This window comes from Paenibacillus cremeus (assembly GCF_007786445.1).
Classification (GTDB): Bacteria; Bacillota; Bacilli; order Paenibacillales; family NBRC-103111; genus Paenibacillus_G; species Paenibacillus_G cremeus.
Genome location: NZ_VNJI01000002.1, coordinates 225,731 through 247,074, shown reverse-complemented (window position 1 = coordinate 247,074; position 21,344 = coordinate 225,731). Strand labels below are relative to the sequence as shown.

The window sequence follows — 21,344 nt, the reverse complement described above, 5'->3', positions numbered from 1 at the left end:
CAAAAGAAAAGATGGAACAACAGACTGAACGAAAGTGTACTTCGAAGAAGATTTAGAAAAGATCCCTTAGCATACCTTCAAAAACTTGAAAACAAACATAGTGTGTTGGTTATTCCGCTGTAGAAAAAAAAGATAGCTTATAAGTGTTAAAAGGACGATCTCCGCAGAGACCGTCCCCTATAAACCTTAATGACCGCCAAGGTAAGCCTGCTTCACCTGGTCACTAGCCTGCAGCTCTGCAGCCGTACCTGAGATGACGACTTTCCCGGTTTCAATAACGTAAGCGCGGTGCGCGATCGAAAGCGCCATGTTGGCGTTCTGCTCGACGAGCAGGATGGTCGTGCCGGTGCGGTTAATTTCAACGATGATTTCGAAAATCGTTTTGACCAGCAGCGGAGCCAGACCCATCGAAGGCTCATCCAGCAGCAGCAGCTTCGGACGCGCCATCAGTGCCCGCCCCATCGCCAGCATTTGCTGTTCGCCGCCGGACAAGGTACCGGACAGCTGCTTACGCCGCTCGAGCAGTCTTGGAAACAAGGCATATACCTTATCGATATCTTCACGGATGCCCTGCTTATCGTTCCTTAAGTAAGCACCCAGCTCCAGGTTTTCTTCGACCGACATGTTGGCAAATACGCGACGGCCTTCCGGAATGTGCGAGATGCCCGCCTTCACAATTTCTTGTGCAGGTTTACCGGAGATCGATCCGCCCAAGTAGTGGATATCCCCATTCTTCGGCTTGAGCAGACCGGACAAGGCTTTGAGCAGCGTGCTTTTTCCCGCTCCGTTGGCGCCGATCAGGGTCACGATCTCCCCTTGCTCGACATCCAGCGAGACGCCCTTGAGCGCTTGAATATTGCCATAATACACATCAATGTTATCGACTTTAAGCATCGCCGCTCGTCACCTCCTCACCCAAATAGGCCTCGATGACCTTAGGATGACTGCGGATTTCATCCGGTGTTCCCTGTGCAATCAGCTGTCCATGATCCAATACGTAAATCCGTTCGCAAATGCCCATGACCAGCTTCATATCATGCTCGATCAGCAGCACGGTCAATTGGAACTCCTTGCGAATAAAGGCAATCAGCTCCATAAGCTGGTGCGTTTCCTGCGGGTTCATCCCCGCCGCCGGCTCGTCAAGCAGCAGCAGCTTCGGTCCCGCGGCAAGCGCACGTGCGATCTCTAAACGTCTCTGCTGCCCATAAGGCAGGTTTTTCGCGATTTCATCCCGATAGGATTCCAGCTGGAAAATGCGCAGAAATTGCAGCGCCTTTTCCTCAATCTCCTTCTCCCCGGCAAAATGGCTGGAGAGCCGCAGCATCGAGCTCAGCATCGAATGCTTAGCCAGCGAGTGGTAAGCAACCTTTACGTTGTCGAGCACCGTCATCTCGCTAAAGAGACGAATGTTCTGGAACGTCCGGCTGATCCCTTTTCGCGTAATTTGGTACGGTGCCAGGCCATTCAGCCGTGAACCATCGAACACGATATCGCCTTCAGTTGGAACATAGACGCCCGTCAGCAGGTTAAAGCTCGTCGTCTTCCCCGCGCCGTTCGGCCCGATCAGCCCGATCAGCTCGCCTTGATGAATTTCCAGATTAAAGCCGGAAACCGCCTTTAAGCCGCCAAATTGAATGCCAGCATCCTTCACCTGAAGCAACGGTTTATTTGCCACTTGCGCGTCCTCCTTTGCCACCTGTCCACTTGCCTAAGTAGGAGGTAATTTCTTTGGTCCCCATCAGGCCCGACGGACGATACAGCATTACAATGATGAGTACGATACTGTATATGACCATCCGAGTTTCCGGGTAGCCTTGCAGGAATGTCGAGACGATCGTCATCAAAATCGCTGCGAATACCGCTCCCGACAAGCTGCCCAGCCCGCCAAGCACGACGAAGATCAAGATATCGAACGATTTCAAAAAGCCGAAGTTCGTCGGTTGAATGATATAGAAGTTATGCGAGTACAAGCCCCCGGCAATCCCGGCAAAAAACGCACCGATAGCAAACGCAGCCACTTTGTAATAGGTCGTGTTGATGCCCATCGCATCCGCAGCAATCTCATTTTCCCGGATCGAGATGCATGCCCGCCCATGCGTGGAATTGGTGAAGTTCATGATGACGAGCAGTGTGATAAACAGACAAATGAACGCATAAGACCAATTGGTCAAATGGGAGACCTGCATCCCGGCCGCGCCGCCTACATACTCGATATTAACAAAGACAATCCGGATGATCTCGCCGAAGCCCAGTGTCGCAATCGCCAAGTAGTCGCCCTTCAGACGCAAGCTCGGAATCCCTACCAGGAGCCCTGCTAACGCCGCTGCGACGCCCCCCACAGCCAAGGCCAGCGGAAACGGAACGCTCAGCTTCGTGCAAATCGCAGCCGCATAAGCGCCAACCGCCAGAAAACCTGCGTGTCCAATAGAGAATTGGCCCGTAATCCCGATAACCAGATGTAAGCTGACCGCGAGAATGATGTTAATCACAATATAAATCAGCGTATTCGTATAAAAAGGATTCAACATTTCCGTGCTGATCAGCATTTGTACGAGACCATAAACAATCACGGAAGTAATAAGGTACAGCCAAAATCCGTTCGATTTTTTCATCTGTGCGCGTCACCTACACTTTCTCTCGGGAATTTTTGCCCAAGATCCCTGAAGGTTTTAAGATCAGGATGAGAATCAGGATGATAAATGCCGCTGCATCTCTCCAGTTGGAGTAGCCCAGGGCGCTGACCAGCGTCTCGACCAAGCCCAGAACCAAGCCGCCGATCGCAGCGCCTGGAATAATCCCGATCCCGCCAAGCACGGCAGCTACGAAAGCTTTCAAGCCTGGGATCACGCCCATGAGCGGTTCGATCTTGGTATAATAGATCCCGAAAATGACGCCTGCAGCCCCAGCCAATGCGGAGCCGATAGCAAAGGTAGCCGAAATCGTCCGGTCCACGTTAATCCCCATCAAACGCGCTGCATCAGCATCGTGGGATACCGCACGCATTGCCTTCCCGATTTTAGTGCGGCGTACAACGAATTGCAGGATGAGCATTAAAGCGACCGACACGGAAAGAATGAAGATCGAAGTGCTGCTGATCGTCGCTCCAAGAAAATGAAAGCTCGTTTGCGGAAATACGTTAGGAAAAGCTTCCGGCTGTGCGCCGCGCAAGTAAATCGTGCCGTACTCGATCAGAAGGGAAACCCCGATCGCGGTAATCAGCGCCGCAATCCGGCTGGCCCCTCGCAATCGTTTATAAGCGACTCGTTCAATCACAACCCCAAGCACTGCGCAAATGAACATTGCGAGAAGAAGTGCAGGGAAGAAGCCGAGGCCCGCGCCTTCAATAGCATAGAAGCCAATAAACGCGCCGACCATGAACACATCGCCGTGTGCAAAGTTGATGAGTCGAATGATACCGTAAACCATCGTATAGCCTAGAGCAATCAGCGCGTAAATACTGCCTAGCGATATGCCGTTAACGATCTGCTGGATCCAGTCCATGGTGTCCATTCCTTTCTGAAAATGAAATGGGCAGGGGAGATTCCCCCACCCATTTAACTTGTATTATGGATTAACCTTTGTTTTAAATACTTGCTTGCCGCCTTTGTATTCCAATACGGTAGCGGTTTTGATTGGATTGTGCTGCGCGTCGAATGTGATTTTACCGGAAACGAGCTGCAGATCCTTCGTTTGGGCCATTGCGTCTTTGATCTTCGCGCCATCGGTCGAGCCTGCACGCTTGATGGCGTCAGCCAGCAAGTAGATCGAATCGTAGCCCAATGCATTGAACGCATCTGGGGATTTGCTGTTGTACTTGCCTTTGAACGCAGTTACAAAGTTTTGGATCGTCTTGTCTGGATCTTCGGAAGAGTAGTGGTTCGTGATGAACGTGTTGTCGAGTGCCGCTGCGCCAGCCAGCTCTACGAGCTTAGGCGAATCCCAGCCGTCTCCGCCCATGAATGGAACGGTGATGCCCATTTCACGAGCTTGCTTGATGATCAAGCCCACTTCTTCATAGTAACCAGGGATGAATACAAATTCCGGATTCGATGCTTTGATTCGCGTCAAGGTTGCACGGAAGTCTGTATCTTTCGCAACATAAGATTCTTGAGCGACAACCGAGCCGCCGGCTTTGGAGAAGGTGTCCTTGAAGGCTGCTGCAAGACCTTTGGCATAGTCACTTGCGCTGTCTGCGAAGATGGCCGCTTTCTTAACCTTCAGCTCTTTTGCGGCGAAGTTCGCTGCCACGTTGCCTTGGAAAGGATCGATGAAGCATGTGCGGAAGATGTAGTCGTTAAGCTTGCCGCCATTGCCTACCGTGACGTTAGGGCTTGTACCAGATGGCGTCAGCAATACGGTTTTGTTATCTGTCGCGATCTGGACTTGAGCTACCGTGTCACCGCTTGTTGCTGCACCGATAATCGCTGCTACTTTATCTTGGCTAGTCAATTTGATCGCTGCGTTCGTTGCCTCGGCTGCATCGGACTTGTTGTCCGCTTTCACGATCTCGATTTTCTTACCGTTGATGCCGCCGTTTTTGTTAATTTCTTCCGCTCCGAGCTCAATCCCTTGTGCGATGGATTGACCATAGGAAGCTACAGGGCCCGAAAGCTCCAGGTTCGCACCGATCTTGATCACATCGCCGGACGCGCCGCCGGATTTGCTTCCTGCCGCTCCGCAGCCCGCGAGCAAGCCTGCGATCAAAGATGCGCTCATGACCGAATATGCTACTTTACCGAAAAAATTCTTTTTCATGTGTGTCCCCCATCAAAAAATTAGTAGATTGGATTTATGTAAAAATTACATAAACGAGATAAACTTGGCCCAAAACAATTAATTAACCAATTGTCAATTATAGTATAACAAACTTTATAGGTTGTCTATATTTTTCGACATCTAGCTTAATAGTTTTTTAATATAAAATTTATAGAAAAAAAGAATAGACCAGCGCGTAAGCACCAGTCTATCGCAATAATATATTTACATAAGCTTCAAAGGCTGGACCAGCTCCGTAGGCAGGATGCCGTAAACCGTCCCGACTCCGGCTTGTCCATAATCAATCCCCGCAGCTCTTTGACCAGTGCCCGGGCGATCAGCACCATCTGCAGCTGTCCTTTAGGGAATCGCTGTGATTTGTATCTGTATTGCCTTATTGCCTTGAACCTCTTGATTAAAACTCACCAATGCCTTGGTTGAATTGCCACTGAATCCCGAACTTGTCCGTTAGCATCCCATAGTTTTTGCTCCAAAACGTTTCCTGCAGCTCCATCTGCACCGTACCGCCATCCTTCAATTGATTGAATGCGGAGTGAAGGGCCGCGCCATCGTCATTCACATAAGCCAGACTAATGTTGTTGCCTACTGTGAAAGGCATTCCTGCGAATACATCCGAAAACATCACGTTGCTTCCTGCAATGTTCAGGCGCGTGTGCATGATCAGATTTTTCGCTTCCTCCGGCAGTTGGAATTCCGGGTTGGGCGGGACTTCAGCGAACGTCATAAATTTCGGCGCTTCCGTTCCGAACACTTGAGCATAAAATTCTACAGCCTCACGACAATTTCCATTAAAATTCAGGTAAGCATCGACTGACATCATTCAACACTCCTTCACCAAGGTTCATTTATGTACTAGAACTGTGCTCGTCCTCTACTGTATCATTTTTGCCAAACGTAAGCAAAAACGAAGCTAATCTAAAGACCAAGGCTGCGGCTCGGAAACAACGGGCTCGCCGCTTTCCAACGCACGATTCAGCAGCAAGCTCAAATAATGATCCTGTGAAGCATCCGCCAGGGAATAAAAGCTATCTCCTCCGCCCGCATAGTCCGCCATCTTCAGCAGACACGTAGCCACTGCGAGCTCGTCATCGCTCAGTCTCGCCTGCTCGAACGGATTGACATACACCCACTGGCTTCCGCATTGGATCCCCTTCAAATAATACCCTTCCAAATTCCCGTTCTCACCCGCATTGATTCTTCGCAGCTGGGTATGGATCGGCGTACGAAAATCCTCCAAATAACGGACCTCATCCTGCGCAATTTCCCCACGGGCCCCCCGGACGAGCAAGCGATTCGAGCGAATCCACGAAAAGTACTGGTCCCCACTAAAATCGAACACGCCTTGCTGATCGCCAAAATCGAACACCGCGATATCCTGCCTTGAGGAGTTCATTCGCTCCTCTGCAGGAGCTCCAGCCCGGCTCGGTCCCGCCGTGATGGCAGTGGTAAACCGCTGTCCGGTGATGTTCACCGGCTTCATTCCCGCTCCCAGCAGCTGCCGCATCATTGCAATGCCGTGATAACCGTGCGCCACACTCACCTGGGCATGCGAAATCTCGCCGAGCAAGCCGGACCTGATGATGGCCAGGATTGCTTGATGACGCGGCTGTAACGGGTACTGCTCCGCGACTTGCACGCGTGCTCCCGCTTCCGTGAGTCGATGAAGGCGGATTAGCCCCTCCAGATCCGGTGCAGGCGGCGTCTCTGCAAGTACTGCAATATGCCGCTCCGCGAGCTGCTCGATATACCCCGGGCAAACCGCCCAAGGTACGGAGACAACGACGAAGTGCAGCTTCACGCTCTCCAGCAACGACTCCAGTGTACGAAACGTGGTTACACCGAAACGCTGCTCCAACAGCCTGCCTTTCTCGGAATCTCGAACGACCATCCCTCCTACCTCGAAGCGGGAGGGGATCGCTTGCGCAATGCGCAAATAAAACTCCGCACGCCAACCTCCTCCAATGATACCGAAAACAATTTTATCCGACCTACTCACTAGGTATTAACTCCCTTCTATTTAAAGTAAACTTTAAAGTTTAAAATCAGCCTCAAGATAAAAAGAAACCGATCTCCTCTGGCAGTTTCTCAAGTTGCTTTACCCATTCCGCTTCCGTCTGTTATACCCCTTATCCCCATATGGCTGAAGGTTCTCAAGCCACAGCTCCAGGAGCGTGTCAACTTCGTTGCGGTATTTCTTCATTTGCTCCCGGTCACCCGCATGCTCTTCTTTCGGCTTAATCTGATCCAACTCCTCGAATACAAAGCTCTCGCCACCGTATTGATTCCAATCCTGCTGAAGCTCCGAGATCGTGTTTGTGTTCATCTGCTTACCAAACTCCAACCGGTTTTTGAACCCGTTCAAATCCATGCTCCCGCCAACGAAGATTTTGCCGTTCTTTACATTCCGGATTTGAAAGACTCCCATCGCTCGAAAGGTTTGCGTATACTCGGCGGAGAGCTCTTTCTTCGTTTGTTTGTCCAGCGTCATGTGGTCTCCCCTCCTAACCCATTATTAATATCCCAATTCCTTGAGCAGTCTCGATAACGTACGCAGCCGTTCGCCATTAAGCTCGTCGTCATCGCTTAGTGCTTGGCTGAACAGCTTGATATCCTCCTTGATCTTCTCGTTATCCGTGCACACAGATACCGTCATGGCATCCCCTTGAAGACCTACCCGATCGATCACGGGATTCTCCGGATCATATAATGCCGGATAGCGATAAGCTTCACGAAAATGCGCCATACTACTGCAGACGAGAATGGCCAGATCCAGCACGCGATGCAGCGGCAGCTCCTCGGATTGTCTAGACCACTTTTCCCCGGTATAGCGCCACACTTTGGCGGATATGTCGACCTTGCCACGGTCATTCCATTGTGCCAAGCCCAGCGATAGGCCTTTGGCATCCGAGTGATTCGCGTATCTGCCATCCACCTGGTCATAATTTTCAGACACGATGACCGGTTTGTGCTTTAACGTTGTGGGTATTTTCATGTTCGATGTCTCCTGCTCCTGTATTTGAATTCGACGGACTACTTGTTTACTAAATTACTAATTTACTAAACTTCATACTTATAATATGTCATCGTTCACGAAGAAGTCAAGATCAACTCCAAAAATACACTCTACATCTCTGCCCAAATCCGTCTCACAATCTCCGCGAAGGAGTGAATATTTTTTTCATCGAGCCGCTTTTTCAAAATCACCATGGAGGTTTCAATCTTTGCTGGAAAGCGGACTATTTCGGTTAAAATCCCTCTCTTAAGCTCCTCTTCAACCAAGGCTGAGCCCAGCAAAGCTACCCCCGTATGATAAAGCACCGTACGTTTTATCGTTTCATCCGTTACACATTCGATGTAGGATCCCGGAGAATAATGGTACTCTTCCAGACATGCGTTCACCAGACGCTGGATGTTGGAGCCGGATTTATAGGTAATGAACGGATATTTCTTCATCAATGTTTGTATATCGTTTTTATCGAAAAGCTCCTGAGTCGTCACCAACACTAGATCCTCTTTACCAAGCGGGAGCGACTCCATGCTCGGGTTATTGCAAGGACCGGCGATAATCGCTAGATCCGCCTCGTTTGCGGCTACTTTTTTCATTGCGTCGTTGCTGTCACAGGAAAATAATTGCAGCTTCACCTGTGGATTTTGCGAGATATAGGAATGGATAATTAACGATAAATAGTGCGTGCAGTAAAATTCCGGAGCGGCTACTGTCAGCAATCCATGCGGATTTTCGAGCTTTCTCAGCTCCTCCTCCATTTCCTCCAGAAGAGCGAATGTCCGATCCATATATTGCTTCACCAGCTTGCCCGCAGGAGTGAGGAACGTCTTCTTTCCAACGCGGTTAAAAAGAGTATGTCCCACCTCGCTCTCTAATGACTGCAGCTGAAGCGTGATGGTTGGCTGCGTATAACCAAGCTGGTCCGCGGCTCTAGTCAAATTCAACGTATCTGCAACCACTTGGAAGGTTTTATACTTTTTGAAGTCCATCATGTTTTCTCCCTCCTTTTTGCAACTGATATCAAGGCTTCAGCGAAGCAGTTGTCAACCGTATGGTTAAGGATAAAGCAAAAAAGGCTGAACTCGTCTGGAAACGGCTCAACCTAACAAATCCTTTAGTGTTTCCACTAATTAATTATACAAATGGCACGCAACAAATTGACCATCGACTTCCTTCAATGCAGGCTTTTCTGTTCGGCAAATCGTCATGCACTCGCTGCACCTCGGATGAAAGGTACATCCAGTAGGAGGATTGGCTGGGCTCGGCACATCCCCCTTCAGTATAATCCGTTCCTTCTTCAGCAACGGATTTGGAATCGGGATGGCCGATAATAAAGCTTTCGTATACGGATGCTTCGGCGATTGAAACAGAGCCTGTTTATCCGCAAGCTCAACAATTCTACCTAAGTACATAACGCCGATCCGGTCGCTAATATGCCTGACAACGCTCAAATCATGGGCAATAAATAAGTACGTCAGCTGAATTTGCTCCTGCAAATCTTGAAGCAGATTAATGACCTGAGACTGAATCGATACATCCAGAGCGGATACTGGCTCATCGCAGACGACTAGCTTCGGGTTCAATGCCAAAGCACGGGCAATGCCGATCCTCTGACGCTGTCCGCCGCTAAATTCGTGCGCATACCTTTTGGCATGGTAACTGCTTAAACCGACGACATTCAGCAGTTCCTCCACACGAAGGTCTTTTTCTTTTCCTTGAGACAGTCCATGAATGTTTAGCGGTTCCGCTATAAGTTCACCCACAGTCAAACGCGGGTCCAGGGAGGCGTAAGGATCTTGAAATACCATTTGCAAATTTTTGCGCAGCTTCCTTAATTCGATCGGATTCATGCCCACGAGATTTTTCCCCTCGTACAGCACCTCACCTTCCGTAGGCTGCAGTAACTGCAGGATGGTTCTCCCCGTGGTTGATTTTCCGCAGCCGCTTTCTCCAACCAACCCAAGCGTTTCCCCTTTAAAAATGGTAAAATCCAGTCCATCTACCGCTTTAACATGACTTACCGTACGGCCCAGGATTCCTTTTTTGATCGGAAAATATTTTTTTAAGTTTTTGACCTCAACGAGCGGTTGCTTCATCTTGTATCCCCCCTTGATCGGTCGAATGGAGCCAGCATCGGCAGAGGTGACCGGTCTCCACTTCTTCTAGCCGCGGCATAGCTTGCTTGCAGATCGACATCGCAAACTCACATCGAGGGGCAAAGCTGCAGCCTTCGCGCAAGCTGCCTGGGATAGGTACGCTCCCCTGGATAGAATACAATCGTTTTTCTTCCCCATCTAAGCTGGGAACCGATTTCATTAGCCCCTGGGTATAGGGATGCTTAGGATTAGTGAAAAGTGAAATCACATCACTCTCTTCCACCACTTTGCCGCTGTACATGACGATCACACGATCACACATTTCAGCGACAACACCCAAATCGTGAGTAATCATCATAATCGCCGTCTTATGCTTCTCCTTAAGCTCCTTCATTAAATCCAATATCTGCGCCTGAATGGTTACATCAAGCGCCGTAGTAGGCTCATCCGCAATTAACAGCTTGGGATTGCAAGCCATAGCCATCGCGATCATGACACGCTGTCTCATTCCACCAGACAATTGATGAGGGTACTCGTCCACAATCTGCTCTGCCCGGGGGATGCCTACTAGCTTAAGCATCTCCACCGCCCGCTCTTTAGCCTTCTGTTTGCTATAGTTCATATGAATCTGTACCGCTTCACCGATCTGCTGACCGATTGTAAATACAGGATTCAACGATGTCATCGGCTCTTGAAAAATCATCGCCATTTCATTCCCTCGAATCGCTCTGATTTCATGATCCGAGAGTGCCAATATATTCTTCCCGTTAAACTTGATGGAACCCTCTACTACTTTTCCCGGGGTTAATCTCATGGCCGTTAAAGAAGTCACGCTCTTCCCGCATCCTGACTCTCCAACAATGCCCACGGTTTCTCCCTCATGAATCACAATATCTACCCCGTCCACAGCCGGCACAACACCATCATCGGAATAAAAATACGTCTTGAGTCCTTTAATCTCCAGCAATTTGTTCATGGTAGTAAGTTCTCCTTCCTCCTGCTACAGCTTCATCTTCGGGTCCAGGGCGTCGCGCAAGCCATCCCCTAGCATGTTGAATGCTAAGACCATAAACATGATGGCTAGTCCAGGAATCGTGCTGACATGAGGAGCCGTTCTTAAATACTCCCTTCCAGTACTAAGCATCGCTCCCCATTCTGGCGTAGGCGGCTGAGCTCCCATCCCCAAAAAGCTAAGTCCAGAAGCCGTTAGAATTGCCGTTGCGATTCGCATCGTAGACAACACGATGATCGGGGCGATACTGTTGGGAATGATATGCTTAAAAATAATAAAGGTATGAGCGCCTCCCATTGCTTTTGCGGCCTCAATATACTCTTTGTTCATTACCGCTATTACGGAGCTGCGTGAAATACGTGCAAACGTCGGAACCGAAAAAATACCGATAGCAATCATTAAGTTCGACATCCCTGGACCTAGCACACTAACGATGGCCAGTGCCAGCAAGAAGCTTGGAAAGGCCATGAAGATATCCATGATCCTCATGATCAGCGTATCGAGCTTTCCGCCAAAATAGCCGGATATTGTCCCTAATGCGACTCCGAAAACGACGGAAATAAGCACACCGACAATTCCGATCATGAGAGAAATTTGCGCTCCGTAAATGATTCTAGATAAAATATCGCGTCCAAACTCATCCGTCCCAAACGGATGGCTAAAGCTCGGTGACTCCAGCATTACCTGCATGTTCTGAGCTGTAGGATCATAGGGCGCGATCCAGCGAGCCAAGAGGGCGACGACGATAAAGAGGACAGCCATCCAAAGTCCAACCATGGCGCGTTTATTCTTTTTAAATCGGCTGACCATCATGCTCCAAGGGGAACGGGTGGCATACATTACTGCTTCTGACTGACTCATAACGTGCTCCTTTCTTAGTCGTATCTCACCCGAGGATCTACTAAACTGTAACAAAGGTCAACAATCAAATTCACGATAACAAAGATCGCCGCAATAAACAGGACACAACCCTGAATAGCGGGATAGTCCCTGAACTGAATGGATTGAATCACATAACGGCCTAATCCGTTCATGGAGAAGACCGTTTCCGCAAGAACGGCTCCACCTAATAGATGCCCGAATTCCAAGCCAATGATCGTAATAATCGGAATTAGGGCATTTTTCAAGGTATGCTTATAGATTACCAGCTTCTCCTTCACGCCTTTCGCTCGCGCTGTACGAACAAAGTCTTGATGGATGATTTCCAGGATGCTAGATCGGGTCAAACGGGCCAAAATCGCGGAAGAAGAAAGACCGATCGCAAGCGCCGGGAGAATAAAATATTTAAAGCTGTCATTCCCTCCGGACGGAAGCAGATGCAAGTAATAAGAAAAAATAAGGATCAACATAAGCCCTAACCAGAAGATCGGCATGGAAATTCCGAACAAAGAGAACATCATGGTAAAGTTATCTCTACTGCTATTCGGCTTGGTGGCCGAGATGATACCGGCGAACAGTCCGATCAAGACCATGATGAATATCGCCATCACGGTAAGCGAAAGCGTGGTTGGGAAACGTGTGAGAATCTCTTGAAGAACAGGCCGATCGGAGCGCAAGGAGGTTCCAAGGTCGCCTTTTATCAGGTTTGCTACATAGTGCCCGTACTGAATATACAGGGGCTGATCTAATCCGAGCCGTTCCCTAATCAGCTGTACGTCCTGTTCGCTGGCCTCATTGCCCGCTTTCAACCGAGCGGGATCGCCCGGAACGGAGTGAATCAAAATAAACACAAGAATGGATACACCAATCAAGGTGGGAATGATCTGCAGTACGCGCTTTATGATATAACTGAACAAACTTGTGCCTCCTTGTAAAAATCGGAGGATGCACAAGCACATCCCCCGATTTGCAAGATCTTATAGGTTGAATTACTTTTTGACCGCCTCACGCAAAATCAGACGTTCATTGGTCCATGTATAGACGCCCTCAACATTTTTGCGGACACCGGTAAGCTGTTTATTATCCAGTACGAAAATATATGGCGCTTGGTCTTTAATGACCTTCAAGGCGTCGCTGTAAGTCTTTTTACGATCGTCCGGATTGGTTGTTTTCATGCCCTTGTCAAGCAGAGTATCCACTTCTGCGTTCGAGAATCCGGAAAGATTGCTGCTGCCGGTGGTCGTAAAAAGTGGTCTCAACGCCCAATCCGCATCACCCGTAGAAGCTCCCCAGCTGTCCATGATGATATCATAATTGTCTTTTTTAGGATTGGTCGTGATGTTTTTATACGTACCCCATTCATATTTCTTGAAGTCTACCGCAAGCCCTACAGCCTGTAAGTTGCCTTGAACAAACTCTGCGATTTGGCGGTCCATCAAGTAGCGCCCCTCCGGAGTCCATAACTGAATCTTGGTTCCGGCAGCAATGCCTGCTTCAGCAAGCAGTTTTTTCGCTTTTTCCGGATCGTAAGGATAGGCGCCAACAGAGGAATAGCCCCAAACCGATTCCGTAAATGCAGCTTCAGATACTTTGCCGTATCCGGACAACAGCTTTTTCACGATCGTTTCTTTATCAATGGCATAGTTTAAAGCTTGGCGAACCTTCACATCGTTGAAAGGCGCCTTCGTTGTATTCATAACGAATTCAAGATTTCTAGAGCTTGAAGAGATAAGCACACTCAGTTTGTCGTTTCCTTTCAGACGATCAACATCCGTTGGTACGACTGGTGAGATGACATCGGCTTCACCGGTTTCCAGCATGATGGAACGTGCGGAGTTTTCCGGTACCGGTTTAAATGTAATCGACTTTACTTTCGGCTTGCCGCCCCAGTAATTCGGATTCGCTTCAAACACAAGCTTCGTGCCTGGAGTCCATTCCTTCAGAATAAATGGGCCTGCACCAACCGGTGCTTTGCCGACGCCTTTGCCTTTCTCTTGCAAGCTTTTCGGACTATGGATCGCGCCGGCTGCTTGTGCTAGACAGGTTAAAGCAGGTCCGAACGGGAACTTAAGATCAAAGCTGACCTGAAGCTCACTATCCACATTCACTTTATCGATGAACTCGGAGTAGAACGAATAGCGATTCAGCTTGTTGTCTTTGTTCAAAACGCGATCAAATGTAATCTTAACTGCTTCTGCATTAAATGGGGTATCGTCTTGGAATTTCACCCCTTCACGCAGCTTGAACGTGATTTTTTTTCCATCCGGTGAGATCGTCCACTCTTTAGCCAGTTGAGGCACGATTTTCCCGTCTTTGTCCAAAGTCACCAGCTTGTCAAATACGAGCTCGGTAGCATTGTTGGAAAGCGCGTCACTGCTATCCTGCGGATCCAATATGGTCGGTTCTGCACCCAATGCAACAACCAGATCCTTTGGTTCCACTGCGGCTTGAGCGCCTGCTCCGGAAGAATTGGTCGAAGGCGACGAAGAGTTGCTGCAAGCGGACAGAAACAACATCGTACACATAAACACAAGAAATGAAATCTTTTTCAAAAGTAATTCCCCCCTAAAACCTAATATGAAGCCTCGTTATTACTTGCTCTCCACTTTTCAAACTCATCTCGTACTTGACGCAGCAATTCAGGATCAGAGCATAAATCATAAGCGGTCATGGCCAAGGCTTTGGTCGCTTGATTTAACCCCAGCATGCCCCCTTCTGAACCCGCAGCGTCACGGAATTCAGGGGTATGCGGTCTGACGTCGCCAATTCTAAAGTAAGGATGAATGGTGGCTGTTACTTGTCCCACATTACCTATATCAGAAGATCCTATTCCTCCATGCTCCGGAGGGTTCGTGACCTCGATACCCATAGAAATTAAGTTATCTCTAAACAAGCCGGATAAAAATTTATTATTGTTTCTTTCCGCATAGATTAAACCTTCTTCGATCTCAACTCTTGCCCCTACAGCTTCTGTACTGTGTCGAACGACCGTATAGATTTTCTCTCGAACCACTTTCAGCTCTTTTACCGTGGAAGCTCTGAACATAAATTTCGCTTCGCAAAATTCCGGGACAATGTTGGCTGCTTCTCCGCCTTTAGTAATAATTCCATGGATTCGAACATCCTGTTTAAAAAATTGACGCAAAGAGTTTATAGCCACATAGGAGTTAATTAACGCCTCTAATGCACTAATCCCTTTCTCTGGCTCAGAAGAAGCGTGAGCTTGCTTCCCATAAAATTTAAACGTTGTATCTACACACGCTAGCCCACCGCGGTTGACCATAAAGCTTTGACGCGGATGACAAAGCATCGCGGCATCTACATGATCAAATACTCCATGGTTGGTCATAATGATTTTACCGCCGCCATCCTCCTCGGCCGGTGTTCCATACACCTCGATGGTCCCCGGCAGCTCCGGGAATGCATCCTTTAAAGCCAGCGCGGCGCCAACAGCGGTCGTGCCGATTAAGTTATGGCCGCATGCGTGGCCGATCTCCGGCAAAGCGTCGTATTCGGCTAGCAAAGCAATGGTCGGTCCAGCTGCGCTTCCTCTCCAAGTAGCGCGGAAAGCGGTTTCCAAACCAGCTACACCGATTTCCACTTCGAAGCCCGCTTTCTTAAGAGGCTCGGTTAACCACTGTACAGCTTGGTGTTCGTTGAAAGCCAATTCTGGATTGGAATGAATCTGGAGAGCCAATTCTCTCATTTGACCGTCGCGGGCATCAACCGCATGCTGAATTCGTTTCTTAGCTAGCAATAGCTCCTCGATCACTTTCTCTCATCGCCTTTCGTACTGAACGTCTGATCTAAGCCAATTTTAAGCACTGGATTTCCATAAGTAAAATTAATATTTTTTGTATCGAGCCCAAGAAATTATTTATAACGAAAAAAAAGAACCAAAGTCCATCTTGGTTCCCTGCTCTTTTAAGTTTGATTTTTAATATAGGAGATAAACCGATTTACCACGGTATACTGCAGCGAAGCTTCTCTGTACAGCATCAGTGTGTCTCTTTTGATGGGCTCTCCGTTATTCCACACTAAGGGAATTTGATGCAGTTTTTCGTCCGGCTTCACAAACATACTAGGGATAATCGCGTATCCCAGACCGTTCTTCACCATTTCTTTGCAGGTTTCATACGTATCTACTTGCATCGTAATAAACGGGGGCACATTAAAACGCTCATACCACCATTCCTCAATCGTTCGACTCAAGGAAGAGTGCGATTGAACATAGGTCGACGATGATTTTCCGGTAAGCTTCGGAACTTTGTAATTTATTCTGGGCAGCTTAGGCAGCTGCTCCAATTCGATTCTCTCTTGCGAAATCACACTAATGTATCCTTCATGGACCAAGTATTTTTGGTCAAACCAATGAAAGTCCCCTCGAACAATCGCCAGATGGATCTCCTCCAGCTGCAGCAGTTCAAATATTTCATCGCTCAAGCCTGTATGAACATTGATCTGCACATTGGGATGAGCATTAAGAAAATTTCTTAATAATGGAGGAAGGCTGTGCAGGCCGAAATAGCTGAAAACGCCAATTCTAAGATTGCCTGTGACTTCATTACGCATGCTAACGAGGTAATCCTTCGTATTTCGTAACTCGATCAGATTTTTTTGAGCATACTTGACCAGGTATTCACCTTCAGGCGTAAGCTTGACCCCTCTGGTGTTTTTCGTAATAATGGGTACGCCGAAATCCTTTTCGATCTGCTGAAGCCTATAAGTCAGCGCAGGCTGCGTTATAAAAAGACGTTCCGCCGCTTTGGTCAAATTCTGCTCTTCCGAAATAAATTGGAGCATCAAACAGTCCTTCTCGTTCACGAGCTTCCCCCTTGAAATGACCTGATCCACATTTGTCTTATTATACAGCGATTGAGAGCATGTTTAAACCTATGCAAAAAAGGATCGGACATTCTCTTCGCTTATTTGGAATATTAGATTTTTCGGGACCTCAATTTGGCCTGGGTGAACAACAGCAGGTAGTCATAGCCACCGGCTTTGGAGTCCGTGCCGGACATGTTGAAGCCGCCGAAGGGATGAACGCCGACAAGTGCGCCGGTACACTTCCGGTTGATGTACAAGTTCCCGCAATGAACGGTTTCAAGCGCCTCTGCAATGCGCTCTTCGCTTGTCGAGAAGTACGAACCGGTCAGACCGAATTCCGTGTCGTTGTAGATCGCAATCGCATCTTTCCAATCCTTAGCTTTGGCCAAGGCCAGCACTGGTCCGAAAATTTCCTCCTGCATGATCCGCGCTTTACCGCTGACCTCGCCAAATACCGTTGGCCTAATGTAATACCCGTTCCCCGCCGCTTTCCCGCCGCCTGTCAGAAGCGTTCCTTCCTGTTTCCCCACCTCGATATACTCCAAAATTCGGTTGAATGATGCTTGATCGATCACGGGACCTACGGGGAAGTTTTCCTCCGGTAAGCCAACCTGCAGCTGCTCCGTCAAGGCTATCACTTTGCCCGCTACTTGCTCATACACGGATTCAACGACGATGGCTCTGGAGGCGGCCGAGCACTTCTGCCCTTGGAAGCCGAAGGCGGACGCCACGATCGCCGCTGCCGCCGCATCCAGATTCGCCGTTTCATCCACGATGATGCCGTCTTTACCGCCCATTTCAGCAATGACGCGCTTAATCCAGATTTGACCCGGTGCCGTCTCAGCAGCTAATTTGTTAATATGAAGACCTACTTCTTTCGAACCGGTAAAGCTGATGAACCGGGTTTTCGGATGCGTCGTCAAATAGTCTCCGACCTCAGCGCCGCTGCCTGGTATAAAATTGATCACGCCTGCCGGAAGGCCTACCTCTTGCATTAAGGAAACAAATTTATACGCAATGACCGGCGTGGTCGAAGCAGGCTTGAGCAGCACTGTATTCCCCGAGACGATCGCCGCGGTTGTCATCCCTACACAAATGGCCAGCGGGAAATTCCACGGGGGAATAATCACACCGACGCCGAGCGGAATGTAGCTGATAAAATTGTCTTCCCCCGCGATTTTAGCTAAGGGCAGCGTCTCGTTGATTACACTAAGCCGGATCATTTCACGTGCATAGAACTCCATAAAATCAATGGCCTCCGCCGTATCGACATCAGCTTCCACGTAATTCTTGCCTGATTCCAGGATCATCAAAGCCGAGAACTCAAGCTTGCGCTCGCGCATAAGCTTTGCCGCCTTCAATAAATACTCTGCACGAGCTCTAGGGGAAACCTTTTTCCATGTCTCGAAGGTATTTAAAGCAGCCTGCATTGCTTGCTCCGCGAGCGCCTGATCCGCTTTGCTGACGTAACCGATCACTTCATCGACGTTACCTGGGTTGATCGAAGTGATTTTCGCATCGGTTGCGATGCTCTCAGCCCCGATATACAGCGGGTACTCGCGGCCCAGCTCGCTCTTCACCTTTGCGACGGCCGCTCTCATGGCTTGCTTATTTTCTTCCTTGGTGAAATCGGTAAACGGTTCGTTTACATAAGGGGCAATTTTAGAAAATGTAGTCATAAATAAGGTCTCCTCCCCGGATGCGGATGACTATTTAAGCATATTTTTAAGCACAAACCAGACGTTCGCCGGCCGCTCGGCTAACCTTCGCATGAAATAGCCGAACCAATCGACACCAAATGGGATATAGACGCGAACGCGGTAGCCTTCTTTGACCAGCTGTTTTTGCAGCTCCTCGCAAATGCCGTACAGCATCTGAAATTCAAACCGATCTTTGGAAATCCCCTTCTCACTTACAAATTGCTTTGTGAAGCTGATAATCGCCTCATCATGGCTGGCCACGGCCGTGTAATTTCCGTTGGCCAAATGCATTTGAATGATTTGTTTATAATTCTCATCCACATCCCGCTTATGGGGATAAGCCACTTCTTCGGACTCCTTATAAGCGCCTTTCACCAGACGCAGATTGGCACCAAGCGAATTCAAATCCTTGATATCCTGTACTGTTCTGTACAAATACGCTTGAAGGACGATGCCAACATTGTCGTAATGCTCTCTAAGCTCTTTATAAATATCAAGCGAGATTTGGCAATGCGCATGATCCTCCATGTCGATCCGGACAAAATTGCCATGCTGGCGCGCTCGATCCAAAATACGTCTCATGCTGCGCATACACAGGTCTTTGCTGATATCCAGCCCGAGCGAGGTCATTTTTAATGAAAGATTGGAGTCTACACCTGAAGCGGCAACGGCGTCCAAGGTTTGGATGCACATGTCTGCGGAATGCAGCGCTTCTTCTTCGCTGGATACGAATTCGCCCAGATGATCCAAGGTGGCCACTCTGCCGTCTTGATTAAGCGACCGCACTGCTTCAATGGATTGCATAATCGTCTCTCCGGCTACAAAACGAGCGGCACCCAAGTGTAAACCGTATTTCTTGGCCAATCGGTTCGCAGAACGGCTTTTGCCCAAGGCTTGAAACAGGTTTCTCAGCACGACTTCCATGACTGTCCTTCCCTTCGGTTCACAGTATACGCTTACCAAGTAGCGATGCGATCAACCCTGTGGCAAGGCGAGCCGTTCGTCTCTTTTCATCCTGCAACGGATTGACCTCCACCACATCGATCGACGTCAAGCGTCCGGATTCCGCCAGCAGTTCACAGGCAAAGTGAGCTTCGCGGTACGTAAGGCCGCCGGGAACGGGCATGCCGACACCAGGAGCCTCCAATGGATCAAGGCAATCCATGTCCAAGCTAATATGAAGGCCGTCCGTTCCATGGCCCGCGATTTGCAGCGCCTTCTCCATCACCCTCTCGATGCCCATCCGGTCGATGTCATGCATCGTAAAACAGGCAATGCCTTCCGACTTCAGCATGTCCCGCTCCTCTGGGTCCACCTCACGAACGCCAATAATGACTACATTTTCCTTTTGGATCAGCGTATCCGAACCGGATAGTTCACTCAGCTTGAGCCGAGCTTTTCCAAGCGCAGCGGCAAGCGTCATCCCATTGAGATGGCCGGTCGGACTGGACTCTTCGGTATGTAATCCGACATGCGCATCGAAATAGATCACACCGAGGCTCGAGAAGTGACGAGTAAGCCCGGCAAACACACCGATGGATACGCTATGGTCGCCGCCCAACACGAGCGGAACCGAGCCCTGCTGAACGGCCAGCGAAACTTGCCCTGCAACAAGCTTGCTCATCTCTTTGACTTCCGATGGATGCTTGATCCTGCCTTCGCTTAGTACAGCAGGCGCAGGCGCTGGACATTCCACCTTGGTTTCACCTGCCAGCTCATAGGCCGTCTTGAGTAGCTGGCGCATGAGCCCTGCCTGAAGCAGGCTTTCCGGGCCCTCCTCCGTACCCGGCCGTCCGGCTCCAAGTCGGAATGGTACTTGAATCAACCTAACGCTTGACATGAGAGACCCCCTCCTTCTAATATATGTTGGATGCGCTCCAGCGCCCAATCCAATTGCTCCTTCGTAATGGTGAGAGGCGGCGCAAAACGAATCGTCGTCTCGTGCGTTTCTTTACATAGAATGCCGAGCTCTTTCAATCGCTCGCAGAAGGGACGCGCCGGCTCGTTCAGTTCCACCCCGATGAACAAGCCTCGCCCTCGTACTTCGATTACATGCGGACTTTCGATTAGGTGCAGCTGGTCGAGGAAGTAGTTCCCAAGCTCGAGCGACCGCTCGGCGAGTTTTTCTTCTTCCAAAACGCGGAGCGCTGCAATGGCTACCGCACAGCCAAGCGGATTTCCGCCGAACGTTGAGCCATGCGAGCCCGGATTAAACACACCGAGAATATCTTCATTAGCTGCAACCGCCGAGATCGGGAATACGCCGCCGCCGAGTGCTTTCCCCAGAATATAAACATCCGGGGTCACCGATTCCCACTCACATGCGAACCTCTTGCCTGTGCGGCCAAATCCGGTTTGAATTTCATCGGCGACAAAGAGCACGTTATTGTCCTTGCATAGCCGATATGCCTCCTTCAGGAAGCCTTCCTTAGGGATGAGAATACCAGCCTCACCTTGAATCGGTTCCACGAGAAAGGCGGCTGTATTAGCCGTGATCGCGTTTTTTAAGGCTTCCAAATCCCCGTAAGGAATGATTTTGTAGCCCGGAGTGAACGGCCCGAAGCCTTCTTTATATTCCTCGGAGGAAGAAAATGAAGTGATTGTGATCGTCCGACCATGGAAGTTGCCTTCGCATACGATAATCTCCGCCTGATTCGCTGGAACCTGCTTGACCTGATACGCCCAGCGTCTTACCGCTTTGAGCGCCGTTTCCACCGCTTCTGCCCCGGTGTTCATCGGCAGGATCATATCTTTCCCGGTCAACGTGGACAGCTTCTCATAAAAGATGCCCAGCTGATTGTTGTGAAACGCTCTTGAGGTCAGTGTCACGAGATCCGCTTGTGCTTTGAGCGCCCCAATAATTGTCGGATGCCGGTGTCCATGATTCAAAGCGGAGTAAGCGCTTAACATGTCCATGTAGCGATGGCCCTCGGGATCCTCCACCCAGACGCCCTCCGCCCGGGAAATGACAATCGGCAGCGGGTGATAGTTGTGCGCGCCGAACCTTTCCGTTTGCTTAATAATTTGGTTTGAATTGCTCATCCTTT

21 protein-coding genes are annotated in these 21,344 nt (G+C 49.3%); all 21 read right to left on the bottom strand.

Features of this window, described 5'->3' with window-relative positions; genetic code table 11:
- Positions 1 to 186 precede the first annotated feature (186 nt).
- On the bottom strand, positions 187 to 894 hold the full coding sequence (locus tag FPZ49_RS03100; protein WP_144843046.1) for an ABC transporter ATP-binding protein: 708 nt from the start codon (positions 892 to 894) through the stop codon (positions 187 to 189).
- Positions 887 to 1,675, bottom strand: a complete 789-nt coding sequence (locus FPZ49_RS03095; protein ID WP_144843044.1) for an ABC transporter ATP-binding protein — start codon at positions 1,673 to 1,675, stop codon at positions 887 to 889. Before FPZ49_RS03095 ends, FPZ49_RS03100 begins: the two co-directional genes overlap by 8 nt.
- Complete coding sequence (locus FPZ49_RS03090) at positions 1,665 to 2,612, bottom strand: branched-chain amino acid ABC transporter permease (RefSeq protein WP_144843042.1); 948 nt, start codon at positions 2,610 to 2,612, stop codon at positions 1,665 to 1,667. The genes FPZ49_RS03095 and FPZ49_RS03090 overlap by 11 nt, the downstream gene beginning before the upstream one ends.
- 13 nt (positions 2,613 to 2,625) lie before the next feature.
- Positions 2,626 to 3,501, bottom strand: a complete 876-nt coding sequence (locus FPZ49_RS03085) for a branched-chain amino acid ABC transporter permease (protein ID WP_144843040.1) — start codon at positions 3,499 to 3,501, stop codon at positions 2,626 to 2,628.
- Positions 3,502 to 3,564: 63 nt separating this feature from the next.
- Positions 3,565 to 4,755: an ABC transporter substrate-binding protein gene (locus FPZ49_RS03080; RefSeq protein ID WP_144843038.1), complete on the bottom strand. Its 1,191-nt coding sequence runs from the start codon at positions 4,753 to 4,755 to the stop codon at positions 3,565 to 3,567.
- A 415-nt stretch (positions 4,756 to 5,170) separates the two neighbouring features.
- Positions 5,171 to 5,593, bottom strand: coding sequence for a VOC family protein (locus FPZ49_RS03075; RefSeq protein WP_144843082.1), 423 nt, complete (start codon positions 5,591 to 5,593; stop codon positions 5,171 to 5,173).
- Positions 5,594 to 5,686: 93 nt separating this feature from the next.
- Positions 5,687 to 6,772 carry a Gfo/Idh/MocA family protein gene (locus FPZ49_RS03070; protein WP_144843036.1) on the bottom strand — a complete coding sequence of 362 codons (1,086 nt, stop codon included), beginning with the start codon at positions 6,770 to 6,772 and terminating at the stop codon, positions 5,687 to 5,689.
- A gap of 99 nt (positions 6,773 to 6,871) precedes the next feature.
- A complete protein-coding gene (locus FPZ49_RS03065; protein ID WP_144843035.1) occupies positions 6,872 to 7,264 on the bottom strand; it encodes a GIY-YIG nuclease family protein in 393 nt (130 codons plus the stop codon).
- A 24-nt stretch (positions 7,265 to 7,288) separates the two neighbouring features.
- On the bottom strand, positions 7,289 to 7,768 hold the full coding sequence (locus tag FPZ49_RS03060) for a DUF6530 family protein (protein WP_144843033.1): 480 nt from the start codon (positions 7,766 to 7,768) through the stop codon (positions 7,289 to 7,291).
- 131 nt (positions 7,769 to 7,899) lie between these two features.
- Positions 7,900 to 8,775: a LysR family transcriptional regulator gene (locus tag FPZ49_RS03055; protein WP_261381223.1), complete on the bottom strand. Its 876-nt coding sequence runs from the start codon at positions 8,773 to 8,775 to the stop codon at positions 7,900 to 7,902.
- 138 nt (positions 8,776 to 8,913) lie between these two features.
- On the bottom strand, positions 8,914 to 9,879 hold the full coding sequence (locus tag FPZ49_RS03050; protein ID WP_144843031.1) for an ABC transporter ATP-binding protein: 966 nt from the start codon (positions 9,877 to 9,879) through the stop codon (positions 8,914 to 8,916).
- The gene (locus tag FPZ49_RS03045; protein WP_144843029.1) at positions 9,860 to 10,855 is read right to left on the bottom strand and encodes an ABC transporter ATP-binding protein; all 996 of its coding nucleotides are present in this window, start codon (positions 10,853 to 10,855) and stop codon (positions 9,860 to 9,862) included. The genes FPZ49_RS03050 and FPZ49_RS03045 overlap by 20 nt, the downstream gene beginning before the upstream one ends.
- 24 nt (positions 10,856 to 10,879) lie before the next feature.
- Positions 10,880 to 11,752: a nickel transporter permease gene (gene nikC / locus FPZ49_RS03040; RefSeq protein WP_144843026.1), complete on the bottom strand. Its 873-nt coding sequence runs from the start codon at positions 11,750 to 11,752 to the stop codon at positions 10,880 to 10,882.
- Positions 11,753 to 11,766: 14 nt separating this feature from the next.
- Complete coding sequence (gene nikB / locus FPZ49_RS03035) at positions 11,767 to 12,687, bottom strand: nickel ABC transporter permease (RefSeq protein WP_144843024.1); 921 nt, start codon at positions 12,685 to 12,687, stop codon at positions 11,767 to 11,769.
- A 72-nt stretch (positions 12,688 to 12,759) separates the two neighbouring features.
- Entirely contained in the window at positions 12,760 to 14,322 is a 1,563-nt protein-coding gene (locus FPZ49_RS03030; RefSeq protein ID WP_144843022.1) for a glutathione ABC transporter substrate-binding protein, read from the bottom strand.
- A 20-nt stretch (positions 14,323 to 14,342) separates the two neighbouring features.
- The gene (locus tag FPZ49_RS03025) at positions 14,343 to 15,542 is read right to left on the bottom strand and encodes a M20 family metallopeptidase (protein ID WP_261381222.1); all 1,200 of its coding nucleotides are present in this window, start codon (positions 15,540 to 15,542) and stop codon (positions 14,343 to 14,345) included.
- A gap of 152 nt (positions 15,543 to 15,694) precedes the next feature.
- Positions 15,695 to 16,594, bottom strand: coding sequence for a LysR family transcriptional regulator (locus tag FPZ49_RS03020; protein ID WP_144843020.1), 900 nt, complete (start codon positions 16,592 to 16,594; stop codon positions 15,695 to 15,697).
- A 113-nt stretch (positions 16,595 to 16,707) separates the two neighbouring features.
- Positions 16,708 to 18,276 (bottom strand): L-glutamate gamma-semialdehyde dehydrogenase, encoded by a 1,569-nt coding sequence (pruA, locus tag FPZ49_RS03015; protein WP_144843018.1) that lies wholly within the window; start codon positions 18,274 to 18,276, stop codon positions 16,708 to 16,710.
- Between the two features lie 30 nt (positions 18,277 to 18,306).
- Positions 18,307 to 19,221 carry a proline dehydrogenase family protein gene (locus FPZ49_RS03010; protein ID WP_144843016.1) on the bottom strand — a complete coding sequence of 305 codons (915 nt, stop codon included), beginning with the start codon at positions 19,219 to 19,221 and terminating at the stop codon, positions 18,307 to 18,309.
- Positions 19,222 to 19,240: 19 nt separating this feature from the next.
- Positions 19,241 to 20,137 carry an arginase gene (gene rocF / locus FPZ49_RS03005; RefSeq protein ID WP_144843014.1) on the bottom strand — a complete coding sequence of 299 codons (897 nt, stop codon included), beginning with the start codon at positions 20,135 to 20,137 and terminating at the stop codon, positions 19,241 to 19,243.
- Positions 20,119 to 21,339, bottom strand: coding sequence for an ornithine--oxo-acid transaminase (locus FPZ49_RS03000; RefSeq protein WP_144843012.1), 1,221 nt, complete (start codon positions 21,337 to 21,339; stop codon positions 20,119 to 20,121). Before FPZ49_RS03000 ends, rocF begins: the two co-directional genes overlap by 19 nt.
- Positions 21,340 to 21,344: the final 5 nt, after the last annotated feature.